Consider the following 16,471-nt stretch of genomic DNA (forward strand, 5'->3'; position numbering starts at 1 on the left):
TATGAAAAAAATAGAACAGCTGATTGCCAACAACCACAGTTGGGCGGTTCGAATGCAAGAGGAAAACTCCAACTATTTTAAAGAACTGGCGGAACACCAGAAACCGGGCTACCTTTGGATCGGTTGTTCGGACAGCCGTGTACCGGCGGAAAAGCTGACCAATCTGGGCCCCGGCGAATTGTTTGTACACCGCAATGTCGCCAATCAAGTCATACACACCGATTTAAACTGTCTGTCTGTCGTGCAATATGCCATTGATGCGCTGGATATCGAACATATTATTATTTGCGGCCATACCAATTGCGGCGGGATTAAAGCGGCAATGGAAAACAAGCCGTTGGGATTGATTGATAACTGGTTATTGCATATTCGCGATATCTGGTTAAAACACGGCAACCTGTTCGGCAGGCTTCCGATGGAAAAAAGAGCGGATATGCTGACCAAAATCAATGTCGTAGAACAAGTTTACAACTTGGGATCATCGTCTATCGTCAGAGCAGCTTGGGAACGCGGTAAAAAGCTTTCTATTCACGGCTGGGTTTATGATGTGAACGACGGATTTCTAAATGATTTGGGCGTAATCGCCACCAGTCGAGAAACATTGGAAATCACGTATCTTAATGCCATTGCCCGTTTGGTTTCCAGTGACGAAGCCCGGTTTATCGAAACCGAAAAACCGATTGATCTGCGCAGCAAATAACGGCAAACAGACAAAATAAAACGCCATATTTCAATCTAAAATATGGCGTTTTACAGTTTTCAAATTAAAAAATTAATGTGGCTAAATAAACAATCATCGCCAATGACAATACCACCATAATCATCGCATAACTAAAATCGCTCATTCACAACCTCCCATCAGTTGATTATCAAAATATTTTCAGCGCCGACAAGATGATTATATCCGTCTCGCCTGCCAGTAGGCTTTTTTCCAATATGCAGAATTCAATGAGGAGTAAATTACTCCGCCTTTGGTCGAAGCATGTAAAAACTGATCGTTTTTAACATAGATACCGACATGGTAGCCGTTCGGCCCGCGGCCGGTTTTAAAAAAAACCAAATCTCCGGTTTGCAATTCGTCCCGTTCGATATAAACGCCTTGCTTCGCCTGAGCTACCGTGGTTCTCGGCAGCGGAATGCCAAACCGATCGGCAAAAGTCCGCTTCACAAATCCCGAACAATCGACACCACGCCGAGTATTACCGCCTAACACATAAGGCGTTCCGCCCCATTGGTACTGCTGTTCGCTCAATTGCGCCATGGTATAAATAGGATCAGGCAAACGACTATTATAACGGGACGATGGAGATGAAGAACAACCCGACAACCCTAATACGAGCAAACAAAAAAACACGCCGACTATCGGCCGCAACCCAAATCCATTTTTATCCCACATCTTCAAAATCCAACCTGTAAACCATAATCTGGTTTTTACCAATCCTGCAGCCACCCGAATCAGTTCGGAAAATCATGCGGTTATTTTTTTATCTTTTGCCCGACCCGGGTGCGTAATTTCTGTCCCGGTTTAAACACAACAACCCGACGAGCCGATACCGCCACGCTTTCACCGGTTTTTGGATTTCTGCCGGGACGAGATTTTTTATCACGCAGTTGGAAATTGCCGAAACCGGACAGTTTAACATCTTCACCGCTTTCCAAAGCGACACGGATTTCCTCAAAAAAGCTTTCAACCAAATCTTTTGCTTCACGCTTAGTCAGATCGAATTTCTGAATGAGACTGTCTGCAATTTCTACTTTCGTTAATGTCATAGTCTAATCTCTCAAGTAAGCATTGAAACGCCGCTTTAATTCAGATACAACATTTGATACTACGTTCGTAATATCTTCTTCCTCAAGCGTTTTTTGATTGTCCTGAAGTGTCATGCTGATTGCCAGACTTTTACAACCGTCCGCGATCCCGTTGCCTTGATAGACGTCGAACAAGTTTACCTGAGTCAATGTCTCGCCGGCCACTTCACGACAGGCCTTGATTATATCCGCAGCGGCAACTTCATTCGCAACAACAACAGCAATATCACGACGATTTGCCGGAAAACGGGAAATGGCTTTGGCTTGTACCGCAGGACGTGTTGCAATTGCATCCCAACGTATCTCAAACACAACCGTTTTACCGTTTAATCCCAATTTTTGCGCAATGTGCGGATGAATAGTACCGATGAAACCGACCTCTTCCCCGTTCAGCATAATCGCAGCAGATTGTCCCGGATGTAATGCTGTATATGATTTTGCTACAAAATCAACTTTATTTCCAGCACTAGTTAGCGCTAAAATGCCTTCCAGATCACCTTTTAGATCAAAAAAGTCAACAACTTCGCTTTTTTCTGCCCAACTTTCGCTTTTTCTCGTTCCGCTGATCACCGCACCGAGTACAAATTCCTGTCTTACGCCGGCTTCGGCATTCGTGTCCGGAATAAAACGCAAGCCGGTTTCAAAAAGCCTGATCCGATTTTGTTGGCGATTTTGATTATAAATCAAGGCGCTCAGCAAGCCCGGAATCAAAGATAAACGCATTGCCGACATTTCTGCAGAAATCGGATTCGGTAAAATCAATGCCGGTTGTTGCGGATAGAGCAGACTTTGAATTTTCGGGTCAACAAAACTGTAGGTAATCGCTTCTTGATAATCACGATCGACAAGTGCGGTTTTGATACGTGCCTGTTCGACATCGGCTTCGTGATGGCTGCGCATGGTCAAATGCGCCAGCGGAGCACAATTCGGAATGCGGTTATAGCCGTAAATACGGGCAATTTCTTCAATCAAATCTTCTTCGATTTCAATATCAAAACGCCAGCTGGTCGGCGTAACCGTCCATTCATCGGAATGAAAACGCACGGTGAAGCCCAAGCGTGTTAAAATCTCGCTTACGATCCCGTCTTCAATATGATGTCCCAATAACGCATCCAGTTTGCTGCGTCGCAGATTGACCGTTTGCATCTTCGGCAAGTGCGGTTCACTGTATACCTCGCAAATATCACCGGCCTGCCCGCCGCAAATATCAATCAGCAGCGCAGTAGCACGTTCCATGGCATGGCGCTGCAATTCAAAATCGACACCCCGTTCAAATCGATGGGAAGCATCGGTATGCAAACCGTACTGGCGGGCGCGTCCTGCGATGGCTAACGGCGCAAAAAATGCGGACTCCAATAAAATATCCTGCGTTTCACGGTTGACACCGCTCTTTTCTCCCCCAAAAATACCGGCCATCGCCAACGGTCCGTTTTGATCGGCGATAAGCAAGGTATTTTCTTTCAATGTTGCCGTTGTACCGTCCAGCAGAACCAGCGTTTCTCCCTGTTTTGCCATGCGGACGTCAATCGGCTGCGCTACTTTTGCGGCGTCAAAGGCGTGCATCGGTTGTCCGAGCTCCAATAGAATATAATTTGTCACGTCAACCACCGGATCGATAGAACGGATACCGCAGCGGCGCAATTTTTCCTGTAACCACAACGGTGACGGTGCTTGGACGTTGATACCTTTTACCATTCGCAACAAATAGCGCGGGCAAGCTTCAGGGGCGTGCAGGTTTATTTCGACCTTATCGCCGATCGAAATCGGCACAGCCGCAACCGGCGGCTCAACCACATCGGTTTGATTGATCACCCCGACTTCACGCGCCACGCCACGAATGCTCAAACAGTCGGCACGGTTCGGTGTCAGACTGATTTCAATGATATTGTCGTTCAATGTCAAATAATCGCGCACGTCCATACCGATCGGCGCATCAGCCGGCAATTCAATAATGCCGTCGGCTTCAGCCGAAATACCTAATTCGCTGAATGAACACAACATGCCTTCCGACGGCTCGCCGCGCAGTTTCGCTTTTTTGATTTTGAAATCGCCCGGCAGCGTTGCCCCGACCGTTGCACACGCCACTTTCAAGCCTTGACGGCAGTTTGGTGCGCCACAGACGATATCTAACAACTGAGCAGCGCCGATATCAACTTTAGTCACACGCAGTTTGTCCGCATTCGGGTGTTGTCCGCACTCGACCACTTTGCCGACCACCACGCCGTCAAACTTGCCGGCAACCGCGTTGACACCGTCCACTTCCAGTCCGAGCATCGTTATTTGTTCTGCCAACTGCTCGGTGGTAACGGCAGGATTAACCCATTCACGCAGCCAGGATTCATTAAATTTCATCGTTTATCTCTCCACCGTTTTTATAATGTTTTAAATTGTTTCAAAAAGCGCAAATCATTCTCAAAGAACGAACGCAAATCCGTGACGTTGTAACGCAACATTGTCAGGCGTTCAACCCCCATGCCGACCGCAAAACCGGAATACTCGTTCGGATCGATACCGACATTACGCAGGACATTCGGATGTACCATACCGCAGCCCAACACTTCCAACCATTTGCCGTTTTTTCCCATTACGTCTACTTCTGCAGACGGTTCGGTAAACGGGAAATAGGACGGACGGAAACGGATCTGTAAATCCTCTTCGAAGAAATTGCGCAGAAAATCATGTAACAAACCTTTCAATTCGGTAAAGTTGGCTTTTCTGTCCACGAATAATAATTCGATTTGGTGAAACATCGGTGTATGGGTTTGATCGTAGTCGTTACGATATACTCTGCCCGGCGCCATGATACGAATCGGCGGTTGTTGTCTTTCCATCGTCCGGATTTGTACCCCCGACGTTTGGGTTCGTAATAATCGGTTGACGTCAAACCAGAAGGTGTCGTGATCGGCACGTGCAGGGTGATGAGCGGGAATATTCAGTGCATCGAAATTATAGTAATCGGTTTCGATTTCCGGCCCGTTTTCAACACTGAACCCCAGCTCCGAAAAGAATTTGGTCACACGATTAATGGTAATCGTCACCGGATGCAAACCGCCGTTTTCCACTTTCCGCCCCGGCAAACTGACATCAATCGTCTCTTTGGCAAGTTGTTCATTCAGTTTGGCACTTTCCAGCTCGGTTTTTCTGGCATTAAGTGCGGTTTGTGTTTGCTGTTTGGCGTCATTAATCTGCTGTCCGACAGCCGGGCGCTGCTCTGGCGGCACATCACGCAGCCCCTGCATCAGTGCGGTAAAATGCCCTTTCTTGCCAAAGTATTCCACCCGCACGGCTTCCAGCGCTGCAATATCTTGCGCCTGCTCAATCGCCTGTAGGGCTTGAGTGGTGATTTGTTGTAGCTGTTGCATTCCTCTCTCCTGTTAGAGAATGTCCATTGACGGATCGGCTATTTATGAAAAACGGATCATAAAAAAACCTCCATACTGGAGGCTTGTCGGTTTTATGCTGATTTTTTAGCAAACTCCGAAGCCCCATGGGTATGGGGAAACAGAAAGATAAAAAATCGAACAAAAAACAAGTGAATAGACATTATAAATAACGGTTATTTTTCAGTGTGCTAATCATAATACATCAGGTCGCAAAAAGCACCTGCTTAATGCGATTTTCTTGCCGACTACCAGTCATAGTAAGGCGAGTAAAACCCACCGCCGAAATGCCGGTGATACGGCCGCCAGCCGCGATGATATCCGTAACCGACCGAAACGGCGGGGCGGATATTCATATTTTGTCGATTGTAATCCGCCTTGCCGTTTTTATCGCTGGCATTACGGATTTCCTGATCCGGCGGTGACGGAACCGGATGCGTCGGCGGCGTCAAGTGCGGATCGGGATACGGGCTTTGCATCGGCGGTCTGCTGCTGCACGCCATCAGCCCGGACAGCAGTAATGCCGCCAACAGCGATTGTGTCATTTTCATCATGATGTCCTTTGTGTTATTCAGTCCATTAGCGGAAATTATAAAAAGATTATATCGGGAAAGAAAGCAAAACCGCACTTTCCATCGGTAATGGTAAAAGTGCGGTATATCACGAGAACAAAGTGCGGTTTAGATGAGTGGAATTAGAATGCGGCGGTGTCCTGAAATAAGCCGACTTTCAAATCCGTTGCGACATAAATCACACGTCCGTCCACTTCCACTTCACCATCGGCAACGCCCATCACCAGTTTACGGTTGATGACCCGTTTCATATGCAGACGGTAGATGACTTTTTTCGCACTCGGCAGAATTTGACCGGTGAATTTCACTTCGCCTACGCCCAATGCACGCCCTTTGCCTTCACCGCCAATCCAGCCGAGAAAAAAGCCGACCAGCTGCCACATCGCATCAAGCCCCAAGCAGCCCGGCATGACCGGATCACCGATAAAATGGCAGGCAAAAAACGGCAAATCGGGATGAATATCCAGCTCGGCTTCAATATACCCTTTGCCAAAATTGCCACCGTCTTCGGTCATCAGATTCACCCGATCCATCATCAACATGGTCGGTGCCGGCAGCTGCGGACCGGTCGGGCCAAACAGCTCGCCGCGCCCGGAAGCCAATAAATCTTCATAGGTATAAGACGGTTTTTTATTAGGAACGGTCATGCGTAATTTGTCTCCAATTTATGACTGCATTAAAAATTCTTGGGAATTCTAGCAAAATTCATTTCAGAATAAAATAGCTAACAAGTGTAAGCTGAATTTTTTATTGCTTTTTTATCGTTTTCAGCCAACTCAACCATTTACTGAGCGGGTGAGCCACCAGTGCTTCAACCTTATTTTCAATCCGTTGTGAAATCATCTCCGCCAAGCTCTGTTGCGAACGGCTGTTATCGTTTTGCGGTAACAATTGTTTGCCTGTCAACAGGTACAGCGCCTGTTCGACATTGTCCACCGTCCAAATATGAAACCGGCCGTTTTTGACCGATTCGACCACCTCCGGGCGTAAACTCAGATTTTCAGCACACACTGTCGGGATAATCACCCCTTGTCTGCCGGTAAGCCCTCTCGCTTGGCAAAGCGCATAAAATCCTTCGATTTTGACATTAACCCCGCCAACGGCATGTACCAGACCGCCCTGATCGATCGAACCGGTTACGGCAATACCTAAATCGATTTCAACATTCGCCAATGCGCTGACCAACACGCAAAATTGCGCCAGCGAAGCGCTGTCACCGTCAATATCGGCATAAGATTGCTCAAAGGCAATCGACGCGGCAAACGGCAGCTGTGCCGGCAAATCGAGCAAATTGCTCAGGCAATATTGCGCCAACAGCGTGCCTTTACCGTGAATATTACCCGCCAATTCGCTTTTGCGTTCAACATCGGTAATTTCGCCGTCGCCGAATTGTACGGTACAGGTGATACGGCTCGGCTCGCCGTATACCACCGGTGTGCCGGCATATTCAATGACCGACAATCCGTTAATTTCGCCGACCGCACTTCCGTCACTGCAAATATAAATCTGTTCGCGCAAAATATCGTTATAGCTGAATTCCTGCAAACTGCTCTGTTGATAGGCAAGATTATCAAAATAATTCTGCACGTCATCGGCTTCAATTTGTTTATGTCCGGCACGACGGCTGATGTCGGCAACCGCACTTAGCCATTTGTTAAGTTGCCGCGGATTAACCGTTTGCCGCAAGCTGTCCTCACTCTCGCGCACCGCCTGACGATAAAGTGCGGTTATTGCCGCTTCGCTCAATGTCGCTAACCCCGCTTGATCGGCATAATACAGCAGATTGTTTACCCACTGCTGCTGCCGTGCGGTGCTGTCGGTCAAAAAATAATTCTCTATTTCGGCATATTGGGCAAAGTCATATAAACTTGGTTCCAGCAAGGAAAATTCGGCTAATGTTTCGCGATCGCCCAATAAAATAAGCTTCAGCGGCAGCGGATAGCCGGGAATGTGGTAATTCATCGGTTTGTGCGGATTCGGCGACTGCCAGTCAAAACAACCGCTCAGCACGATATGTTTCAAACGTTGCCACAGGCTCGGATTGTGCAATAACGGGCTGACAGCCAATATCAGCACCCCGTTACACACCTGATGCACCAAGCCGGGCTGTAATGCTAAATCGTGTGAAGCCGGATGTTGTAAAACATGGCCGAATAAACGCACCGCATCGTAATACAGTGCATATTCCACCGCACTTTTCGCCGCAAAATTATCCTCATTCGAGGTTGCCGACCGCACCTGAACCAGCGGAAACGAAAACGAATCCGCCTGTTCGATTTGATAATCCGCTCCGCTCGGCGCCAATGTTTGCGGCAAATGCGCGCGCAGGTGGCTCTCCACCATCTCGGCATAAGCCGGCTGTTCGTCGGCTTTCAATACTAAGACCGCCCCGCTCGGCGCGGTCAAAAACAGATCTAATGCCGTGCGGGCTTTTTCTTGCAGCGCCATCGGCGTTAGCCTACATTTTTCAAAATCGTTCAAATCCAGTTGCGGCAGTAATTGCCGCCAAGTCAAGCTGTCCGGTTTCACGTTGTTCTCTCTTATTATTTTGTTTCTGCCGTTATCGCCGCTCATTATATACGTTAGTGGTTCACATTGCTTGAAAAAAAGCGTACACTGCAAACGTGACAATGTAACATCGGCGGCGTTGGACTGTTATCGGAGAAAACATGAAATATCAAAAACTGGAAAATCAAGAAGCCAACTGGAAATGGGTTTATTTGGTCAAAAAAATTCGGAATAATGAAAACATCACCCGTTACCAAGAAAAAAGTCTGCAAGATGAAAAAGAAACCGAACTGCTGCAATTACAGAATTATCCCGCACTGATTGAAAACTGGATTACGCAGCACTTATCGCAAGCATTGGTGGTAAAACTGGATCAGGCGATTCGTGCCCGACGCAAACGTTTTTTCAATGCGGAAAAGCGTGCCACTAAAAAGAAATCCATTGATTTGGATTATGCCGTTTGGTCGCGTCTTTCCAAGCATTCGCGCAAAATGCACATGACGCTGTCGGAAACCATTATGCACATGATCGATGAAGCCGAAAACAAAGCGCTTTACGCCTCCCAAATGCACCTGATGAAGAAAAATTTGAAAGAATTGCTTGAATAACGTGCAAATATCACCATCTTATTTATGACAGTTTACGGAACATTTGTACAAAATACCTGTCTGATGTAAACGTTAGGCCTAATATTATTTACCCTAAGTGCGGTTGATGCAGATCTCATCAATCCGGAATAAAATGTCAAACAAAACATTTTTCTTTTAAGAGATTTATTACGATGAAAAAAAGTAAATTGATTTTATCCGCTGTCGTGCTCGGATTGAGTTTATTCAATCTGCCCGCTACAGCGCAAACGGAAAGCACCCCGGCTTCTAATTTAGCAGAAACCCTGCTACAGGCGCCTTCTTACATGAATCAACAAATACCGAGTCTGGCGCCGATGCTGGAAAAAGTCTTGCCGAGTGTGGTTACGGTCAATGTTTCCGGCACACAGCAGCAACAAGACTCACTGATTCCCGAAGAGTTCCGTTTTTTCTTCGGTCGTGAATTTGACAATGCCGCACCGCGTGAATTTAAAGGATTGGGTTCCGGTGTCATCATTGATGCTGAAAAAGGTTATGTCCTGACCAATAACCATGTGATCGACAAAGCCGACAACATCACCCTGACGCTACAAGACGGACGGGAGCTGAAAGCCAAATTACTCGGCGCAGACAGTCAATCCGATGTCGCCCTGTTACAAATTGAAACGCCGAAAAACCTGACGGCGATTAAACTGGCGGATTCCGACAAAATTCGGGTCGGCGATTATACGGTTGCCATCGGCAATCCGTTCGGTTTAGGACAAACGGTCACGTCCGGCATTGTCTCCGCGTTGGGGCGCTCAACCGGTATGGACGGCGGCAGCTATGAAAACTATATTCAAACCGATGCGGCGGTCAATCGCGGCAATTCCGGCGGAGCATTGGTCAATCTGCGCGGCGAACTGATCGGAATCAATACGGCGATTATCGCCCCGAGCGGCGGCAATGTCGGCATTGCGTTTGCCATTCCGAGCAATATGGCGAACAGTTTGGTACATCAAATTGTCGAATTCGGTGAAGTCCGCCGCGGTATCTTGGGGATTAAAGGCGGCGAGTTGAGCGCGGATCTGGCAAAAGCATTCGGCATCGATTCACAACGCGGCGCATTCGTCAGCGAAGTATTGCCGAATTCCGCCGCTGACAAAGCCGGTTTGAAAGCCGGGGACGTGATCACCGAAATTAACGGTCAACGGATTAACAGCTTTGCCGAATTACGCGCCAAAATCGCCACCACCGGCGCCGGTAAAAGCGTGAATCTGACCTATCTGCGTGAAGGGAAAACCGCCGGTGCCGATGTCGTTTTGCAATCGGACGAACAAGCGCAAACCAGCGCAAACAGTTTGATTCCCGGCTTAAACGGTGCCGAACTGGCTAATTATGATAAAGACGGGCGCAAAGGGGTGGAAATTGCCAAAGTCGCAGACAAATCCCCGGCCGAGCAGTTAGGCTTACAAAGCGGTGATATCATCGTCGGGGTCAACCGTCAACCGGTGGGCAATATCGGCGAGTTGCGCAAAATTTTGGATAACAAACCGTCTGCGGTGGCACTGAATATCGTTCGCGGCAATAACAACTTCTATTTGTTAATTCCGTAAGTGCGGTTTAATCTGCTAAAAATCCCGATTTCTTCGGGATTTTTTTATGTCTTACAGTTAAAAAACAACGTGCCGCCGGCGATGAGTTTTCCTTTCCGTTCCGATTGCCGATTGTATTTCGGCGCTATCGTCTCATTATTTTTTCATAAAAAATCATACTGTTGAATTTATAGACAGCAATTTGGCGTTAGCATTTCTTTAATGCGATAATGCGCTAACTTTTGATCTTTAACCATTTACAAAGTAATTTTTTGTGGAAAAATGCAAGATTGTACTTTTTGAAAAATATCTCGACGCATAACATCACTTAAGAATTAAGGAGCCTATAATAATGACATTCAAACTCTCTCGCTTAAATACCGCACTTTCTTTTGCTTTGACTTTCGGCATCGCAGCTTCCGCCTTTGCCGCGAATGTGCCGTCCGGCACGGAACTGGCCGCCAAACAGGAAGTCATCTATAACGTTTCCGCCAATCCTGCCACACTTGACCCACAAAAAATGGAAGGCAGTGTCGAAGGGGAATATGCGCGCCAATTATTTGAGGGCTTGGTCACCTCCGATGAGCAAGGGCATATTTTACCGGGCGTTGCCGAATCGTGGCAACATTCCGAAGATTTTAAAGTGTGGACGTTCAAATTACGTGATAATGCCAAATGGTCAAACGGCGAGCCGGTAACGGCAGAAGATTTTGTTTACGCTTGGCAACGTCTGGCGGATCCAAAAACAGCTGCACCTTACAGCACTTATCTCAAATATTTGACCCTACAAAATGCCGCCGATGTTGTGGAAGGCAAAAAAGCGCCGAGTGAGTTGGGAGTGAAAGCCTTAGACGCCCGCACACTGCAAATTAACCTTGATGCGTCCATTCCTTATGTAGATAAATTAGTGGAACACTATGTGTTATATCCGGTACATAAAGCTACTGTGGAAAAATTCGGTGATCAATGGACAAAACCGGAAAATATCATCGGCAACGGGGCATTCAAATTAACGCGTTTAATTGTCAATGAAAAAGCGGAATTATCGCCGAATCCGAATTATTGGGACAACGCCAATACCGTATTAACCAAAATCACCTTGCTGCCGATTGAGTCGGCGACCACCGATGTCAATCGCTACCGTGCCGGTGAAATTGATATTAGCGGCAAAGAAATTCCGCCGGAAATGTTCCAAAAATTAAAAACGGATTTGCCGAATGAATTGAATGTCGCCCCGATTTTGTGTACTTATGTCTATGAAATCAATACCGCCAAAGCCCCGTTTACCGATGTGCGTGTTCGCCAAGCGTTGAGTCTTGCACTGAATCGCAATATCATCACCGATAAAGTGATCAATCAAGGCCAGACGCCGGCTTATCACTTTACACCACCTTATATTAACGGCGGCGACAAATTGACTAATCCCGAATGGGCAAGTCAAGATCAGAAAAAACGCAATGAAAATGCGGTCAAATTGCTGGCCGAAGCCGGTTTCAGCAAGCAAAAGCCGTTGGATTTCACGATTTTGTATAACACGTCTGAAAACCATAAAAAAATCGCTATTGCCGTTGCATCCATCTGGAAACAGAATCTTGCCGGCGCAGTGAATGTGAAAATGGAAAACCAAGAGTGGAAAACCTATTTGGATTCCCGACACCAAGGCAATTATGACGTGGCGCGAGCCGGTTGGTGCGCCGACTATAATGAAGCGACGTCATTCGTCAACTATTTCTTGTCGGACAGCAGCAACAATACCGCAAAATATAACAACCCTGAATACGATGCCGCCGTAAAAAATGCGTTAATGGCGGAAAGTGACGAACAGCGCGCCGAAGATTATGCAAAAGCCGAAGCCCTCTTCAGCAACGATGTGCCGTCCGTTCCGATTTATCACTACGTTCAACCGCGGTTGATCAAACCGTACGTTAAAGGATATGCGGCAACCCACCCCGCACAAAACTACTATTTAAAAGATGTGTATCTGATCAAGCAGTAATTGCATACTGCCGGATTGTTGTCGTTTCGAAGTGCGGTCGCCACCGCACTTCGGTGTTTCGTATTACTTTTTAGATTGATGACTTATGCCAACGCTGATTCTTCGTCGCATTTTACAAGCGATTCCAACGCTTTTCGTATTAATTACCATTTCATTTTTTATGATGCGGCTTGCCCCCGGCAGTCCGTTTTCCAGTGAAAAAAATTACCCGCCGGAAGTCATGGCGAACATCGAAGCCAAATACAATCTGGATAAGCCGATTCATACGCAATATTTATTGTATCTGAAAAATCTGGCGCAAGGCGATTTCGGGCCATCGTTCAAATATAAAGATTTCACCGTCAATCAGCTGGTTGCTCAAGCTTTTCCGGTTTCGCTGAAACTGGGATTTTCTGCGTTTTTCATTGCCCTGTTTTTTGGTGTCACCGCCGGAACCGTTGCCGCCATTAAGCAAAACAAATGGCTTGACTATGTCATCATGACATTCGCCATGACCGGCGTGGTGATCCCAAGCTTTGTCGTTGCGCCGTTACTGGTTTTGATTTTTGCCATTACGCTGAAATGGCTGCCGGGCGGAGGTTGGAATGACGGCGCACTGATCAACATGCTATTGCCGATGACCGCACTTTCACTGTCTTATATCGCCAGTATCGCAAGGATAACCCGCGGTTCTATGATTGAAGTGCTGCACTCTAATTTTATCCGCACCGCTAAAGCCAAAGGCTTGCCGACACGGCGGATTATTTTTCGCCATGCCCTGCGTCCGGCACTGTTACCGGTCATTTCCTATATGGGGCCGGCATTTGTCGGCATTATTACGGGTTCAATGGTCATCGAAAGTATTTTCGGTTTACCGGGCTTGGGGCAGCTTTTCGTCAACGGGGCATTAAACCGTGACTATTCATTGGTGTTGAGCCTGACGATTTTGGTCGGCGCCCTCACCATTACCTTTAATGCGATTGTGGACATTCTGTATGCCGTGATCGATCCGAAAATTCGTTATTAAGGGATAACATGATGTTGATTAAAAAAGAACAGGCCGAATTCGCTGAAAATTTGGCGCAACAATTGGTACGGGACGAAGTGGAAGGCCGCAGCTTATGGCAAGATGCCAAACGCCGTTTTTTTCATAACCGTGCGGCATTGGTCAGCCTGTTGGTGCTGTTCGGCATTACCTTATTTGTATTATTCGCCCCGCTGCTGATGCCGTTTGCCTTTGATGAAACCGACTGGAATATGATGTCGGCAGCACCGGATTTTGCCAGCGGACATTACTTCGGCACGGATTCTTCCGGACGAGATATGCTGGTGCGGGTGGCAATCGGCGGCCGCATTTCCCTGTTGGTCGGCATTGCCGGCGCATTGATTGCAGTGCTGGTCGGCACGCTTTATGGCGCAACCTCCGGTTATGTCGGCGGCAAAACCGATGCGGTTATGATGCGGATTCTGGAAATCTTAAATTCTTTTCCGTTTATGTTTTTCGTTATTTTGCTGGTCACCTTTTTCGGACAGAATATTCTGCTGATTTTTGTCGCCATCGGTATGGTCTCGTGGCTGGACATGGCACGGATTGTCCGCGGTCAAACCCTGAGCCTGAAACACAAAGAATTTGTCGAAGCGGCTATTGTCTGCGGTGTGCCGACACGCCAAATCATTTGGCGGCACATTGTGCCGAATGTATTGGGCGTAGTGATTGTGTATGCCTCACTGCTCGTCCCGGGTATGATTTTATTTGAATCTTTCCTGAGTTTTTTAGGTCTGGGAACCCAAGAGCCGTTGAGCAGTTGGGGCGGGCTTCTGAACGATGGCGCACGTTCAATGGAATACCTGCCGTGGCTACTGGTTTTTCCGGCGATGTTTTTGGTTATCACCCTGTTTTGCTTTAATTTTATCGGCGACGGCCTGCGTGATGCCCTCGATCCGAAAGATCGATAAAGTGCGGTGCAAAGGAAATATAACATGACGAATACAAACTTATTACTCGATGTACATGATTTACGGGTTATTTTTAAAACCCATGACGGCGATGTGACCGCTGTCAACAACTTAACCTTTTCCCTACAAGCCGGGCAAACGCTGGGCATTGTCGGCGAATCCGGTTCGGGTAAATCACAAACGGCATTTGCCCTAATGGGCTTATTGGCAGATAACGGCCGCATCGAAGGATCGGCAAAATTTAACGGTAAAGAAATTCTGAATCTGCCGAAAAAAGCCTTGAACCGCCTGCGAGCGGAACAAATCGCCATGATTTTTCAGGATCCGATGACCTCGCTCAATCCCTATATGAAAGTCAAGGATCAACTAATGGAAGTGCTGATGCTGCATAAAGGCGTTGATCGCAAAACGGCTTATAACGAATCGTTACGGATGTTGGATGCGGTGAAAATGCCGGAAGCCAAAAAACGGATGGCGATGTATCCGCACGAATTTTCCGGCGGTATGCGCCAACGTGTGATGATTGCAATGGCACTGCTCTGTCGTCCCAAACTGTTGATTGCCGATGAACCGACGACCGCACTTGATGTAACCGTACAAGCCCAAATCATGACGCTGCTTAATGAGCTGAAAAACGAGTTTAACACCGCCATTATCATGATTACCCACGATCTCGGTGTGGTCGCCGGAATTTGTGATAATGTGTTGGTGATGTATGCCGGACGCACCATGGAATACGGCAGTGCGGAACAGATTTTCTATCAACCGACCCACCCTTATTCCATCGGCCTGATTAATGCCGTGCCGAACCTGACGGAAGAAACGCACGAGCTGATCACGATTCCCGGTAATCCGCCGAATTTGCTGAATTTACCGAGCGGTTGTCCGTTCCAGCCCCGCTGTCTGCACGCCACGCAACAATGCCTGCACGCCCCCGTATTAACGGCGTTTGAACAAAATCGTTTGCGGGCTTGTTTTATTCCCGCCAATCAAATGCTGCAAAGGGGAATGGCATCATGACCGATAAACTATTACTGGACGTGAACGATCTCAGCGTTCATTTCAAAATTAAAAAAGATAAAAAAGGCTTTTTTGCCAAACCGGCCACCTTGAAAGCGGTCAATCAAGTCTCTTTCAAACTCTATCAAGGCGAAACGCTCGGCGTTGTCGGCGAATCAGGCTGCGGCAAATCCACGTTGGCTCGCGCCATTATCGGATTAGTCCCTTCTGCGGGCGGCGACATGGTCTGGCTGGGCAAAAACTTAAACCGGCAAACCGCAAAAGAGTGGAAGGCACTGCGTAACGATATTCAAATGATTTTCCAAGATCCGCTGGCATCACTCGATCCCCGTATGACTATCGGCGATATTATTGCCGAACCACTGAAAATTTATCAACCGCACTTGAGCCGCGATCAAATCAAAGTGCGGGTGCAGAATATGATGAAAAAAGTCGGTTTACTGCCGAATTTAATCAACCGCTATCCGCATGAATTTTCCGGCGGACAATGCCAACGCATCGGTATTGCCCGCGCTTTAATTATTGAGCCTAAACTGATTATTTGCGATGAGCCGGTCTCCGCACTTGATGTCTCTATTCAGGCGCAAGTCGTGAATTTGTTAAAATCTTTGCAAAAAGAGATGGGATTATCGCTGATTTTTATTGCCCACGATTTATCGGTGGTGAAACATATTTCTGATCGTGTTTTGGTGATGTATCTCGGCAATGCGGTTGAACTGGGCGATTATCGTTCCGTGTTCCACGATACCGGACACCCGTACACCAAAGCGCTGATGTCCGCCGTGCCGATTCCCGATCCGAAACGGGAGCGCAATAAACGGATTCAGCTATTGGAAGGCGATCTGCCCTCGCCAATCAATCCGCCGTCGGGCTGTGTCTTCCGCACCCGCTGTCCGCTCGCCGACAGCCGATGTGCCGCCGAAAAACCGCACTTGTCGGGTAATGAACGGCATTTGGTGGCGTGTTTTAAGGTATAACCATACATACCGCATAAACCGGCAATCTGTGCCGTGATAAATCCGCTAAACAGATTAATCACGGCATACCCGGCGAAATCGCTTGCCTTATGACGGTAATTTCCTAGAATAAA

General features: G+C 47.5%; 15 protein-coding genes. 8 read left to right on the forward strand and 7 right to left on the reverse strand.

The features are described from left to right. Position 1 precedes the first annotated feature (1 nt). Positions 2-700: a carbonate dehydratase gene (gene can, locus OA57_RS03345; protein WP_034613403.1), complete on the forward strand. Its 699-nt coding sequence runs from the start codon at positions 2-4 to the stop codon at positions 698-700. 198 nt (positions 701-898) lie between these two features. Here the strand turns inward: can and OA57_RS03350 are convergent, their stop codons facing one another. From OA57_RS03350 to OA57_RS03380, 7 genes are all read right to left on the reverse strand, one after another. Beyond that, positions 899-1,396 carry an NlpC/P60 family protein gene (locus OA57_RS03350; protein WP_052122350.1) on the reverse strand — a complete coding sequence of 166 codons (498 nt, stop codon included), beginning with the start codon at positions 1,394-1,396 and terminating at the stop codon, positions 899-901. 80 nt (positions 1,397-1,476) lie between these two features. Then, positions 1,477-1,770 carry an integration host factor subunit alpha gene (locus tag OA57_RS03355; protein ID WP_034613416.1) on the reverse strand — a complete coding sequence of 98 codons (294 nt, stop codon included), beginning with the start codon at positions 1,768-1,770 and terminating at the stop codon, positions 1,477-1,479. 3 nt (positions 1,771-1,773) lie between these two features. Continuing rightward, positions 1,774-4,161, reverse strand: coding sequence for a phenylalanine--tRNA ligase subunit beta (pheT, locus tag OA57_RS03360; protein WP_034613424.1), 2,388 nt, complete (start codon positions 4,159-4,161; stop codon positions 1,774-1,776). Positions 4,162-4,181: 20 nt separating this feature from the next. Next, the gene (gene pheS, locus OA57_RS03365; protein WP_034613426.1) at positions 4,182-5,171 is read right to left on the reverse strand and encodes a phenylalanine--tRNA ligase subunit alpha; all 990 of its coding nucleotides are present in this window, start codon (positions 5,169-5,171) and stop codon (positions 4,182-4,184) included. A gap of 266 nt (positions 5,172-5,437) precedes the next feature. Next, positions 5,438-5,743, reverse strand: coding sequence for a hypothetical protein (locus OA57_RS03370; protein WP_152596705.1), 306 nt, complete (start codon positions 5,741-5,743; stop codon positions 5,438-5,440). Between the two features lie 140 nt (positions 5,744-5,883). Next, positions 5,884-6,408: a bifunctional 3-hydroxydecanoyl-ACP dehydratase/trans-2-decenoyl-ACP isomerase gene (fabA, locus tag OA57_RS03375; RefSeq protein WP_034613430.1), complete on the reverse strand. Its 525-nt coding sequence runs from the start codon at positions 6,406-6,408 to the stop codon at positions 5,884-5,886. A 100-nt stretch (positions 6,409-6,508) separates the two neighbouring features. After that, complete coding sequence (locus tag OA57_RS03380; RefSeq protein ID WP_235424619.1) at positions 6,509-8,290, reverse strand: AAA family ATPase; 1,782 nt, start codon at positions 8,288-8,290, stop codon at positions 6,509-6,511. A gap of 140 nt (positions 8,291-8,430) precedes the next feature. On the opposite strand from OA57_RS03380, the gene matP reads away from it, so the two are divergent. The 7 genes from matP to oppF all read left to right on the forward strand — a co-directional run bounded on the left by matP (position 8,431) and on the right by oppF (position 16,358). Further along, on the forward strand, positions 8,431-8,877 hold the full coding sequence (gene matP / locus OA57_RS03385; protein ID WP_034613438.1) for a macrodomain Ter protein MatP: 447 nt from the start codon (positions 8,431-8,433) through the stop codon (positions 8,875-8,877). A gap of 173 nt (positions 8,878-9,050) precedes the next feature. Further along, positions 9,051-10,451 (forward strand): Do family serine endopeptidase, encoded by a 1,401-nt coding sequence (locus OA57_RS03390; RefSeq protein ID WP_034613442.1) that lies wholly within the window; start codon positions 9,051-9,053, stop codon positions 10,449-10,451. A gap of 325 nt (positions 10,452-10,776) precedes the next feature. Further along, a complete protein-coding gene (locus tag OA57_RS03395) occupies positions 10,777-12,426 on the forward strand; it encodes an ABC transporter substrate-binding protein (RefSeq protein WP_407637071.1) in 1,650 nt (549 codons plus the stop codon). A gap of 85 nt (positions 12,427-12,511) precedes the next feature. Beyond that, a complete protein-coding gene (oppB, locus tag OA57_RS03400) occupies positions 12,512-13,432 on the forward strand; it encodes an oligopeptide ABC transporter permease OppB (RefSeq protein ID WP_034613447.1) in 921 nt (306 codons plus the stop codon). A gap of 11 nt (positions 13,433-13,443) precedes the next feature. After that, positions 13,444-14,361, forward strand: a complete 918-nt coding sequence (gene oppC, locus OA57_RS03405; protein ID WP_034613449.1) for an oligopeptide ABC transporter permease OppC — start codon at positions 13,444-13,446, stop codon at positions 14,359-14,361. Between the two features lie 24 nt (positions 14,362-14,385). Continuing rightward, positions 14,386-15,381 (forward strand): ABC transporter ATP-binding protein, encoded by a 996-nt coding sequence (gene oppD / locus OA57_RS03410; RefSeq protein WP_034613452.1) that lies wholly within the window; start codon positions 14,386-14,388, stop codon positions 15,379-15,381. Further along, a complete protein-coding gene (oppF, locus tag OA57_RS03415; protein WP_034613455.1) occupies positions 15,378-16,358 on the forward strand; it encodes a murein tripeptide/oligopeptide ABC transporter ATP binding protein OppF in 981 nt (326 codons plus the stop codon). Before oppD ends, oppF begins: the two co-directional genes overlap by 4 nt. The last annotated feature ends 113 nt before the right edge of the window (positions 16,359-16,471 follow it).

The sequence above is a fragment of the Chelonobacter oris genome (assembly GCF_000772535.1).
Classification (GTDB): domain Bacteria; phylum Pseudomonadota; class Gammaproteobacteria; order Enterobacterales; family Pasteurellaceae; genus Chelonobacter; species Chelonobacter oris.

Bases quoted from the DNA above. Each gene is read 5' to 3' on its own strand.
- can (WP_034613403.1), top strand. From the start codon at position 2: ATGAAAAAAATAGAACAGCTGATTGCCAACAACCACAGTTGGGCGGTT.
- OA57_RS03350 (WP_052122350.1), bottom strand. From the start codon at position 1,396: ATGTGGGATAAAAATGGATTTGGGTTGCGGCCGATAGTCGGCGTGTTT.
- OA57_RS03355 (WP_034613416.1), bottom strand. From the start codon at position 1,770: ATGACATTAACGAAAGTAGAAATTGCAGACAGTCTCATTCAGAAATTC.
- pheT (WP_034613424.1), bottom strand. From the start codon at position 4,161: ATGAAATTTAATGAATCCTGGCTGCGTGAATGGGTTAATCCTGCCGTT.
- pheS (WP_034613426.1), bottom strand. From the start codon at position 5,171: ATGCAACAGCTACAACAAATCACCACTCAAGCCCTACAGGCGATTGAG.
- OA57_RS03370 (WP_152596705.1), bottom strand. From the start codon at position 5,743: ATGATGAAAATGACACAATCGCTGTTGGCGGCATTACTGCTGTCCGGG.
- fabA (WP_034613430.1), bottom strand. From the start codon at position 6,408: ATGACCGTTCCTAATAAAAAACCGTCTTATACCTATGAAGATTTATTG.
- matP (WP_034613438.1), top strand. From the start codon at position 8,431: ATGAAATATCAAAAACTGGAAAATCAAGAAGCCAACTGGAAATGGGTT.
- OA57_RS03390 (WP_034613442.1), top strand. From the start codon at position 9,051: ATGAAAAAAAGTAAATTGATTTTATCCGCTGTCGTGCTCGGATTGAGT.
- oppB (WP_034613447.1), top strand. From the start codon at position 12,512: ATGCCAACGCTGATTCTTCGTCGCATTTTACAAGCGATTCCAACGCTT.
- oppC (WP_034613449.1), top strand. From the start codon at position 13,444: ATGTTGATTAAAAAAGAACAGGCCGAATTCGCTGAAAATTTGGCGCAA.
- oppD (WP_034613452.1), top strand. From the start codon at position 14,386: ATGACGAATACAAACTTATTACTCGATGTACATGATTTACGGGTTATT.
- oppF (WP_034613455.1), top strand. From the start codon at position 15,378: ATGACCGATAAACTATTACTGGACGTGAACGATCTCAGCGTTCATTTC.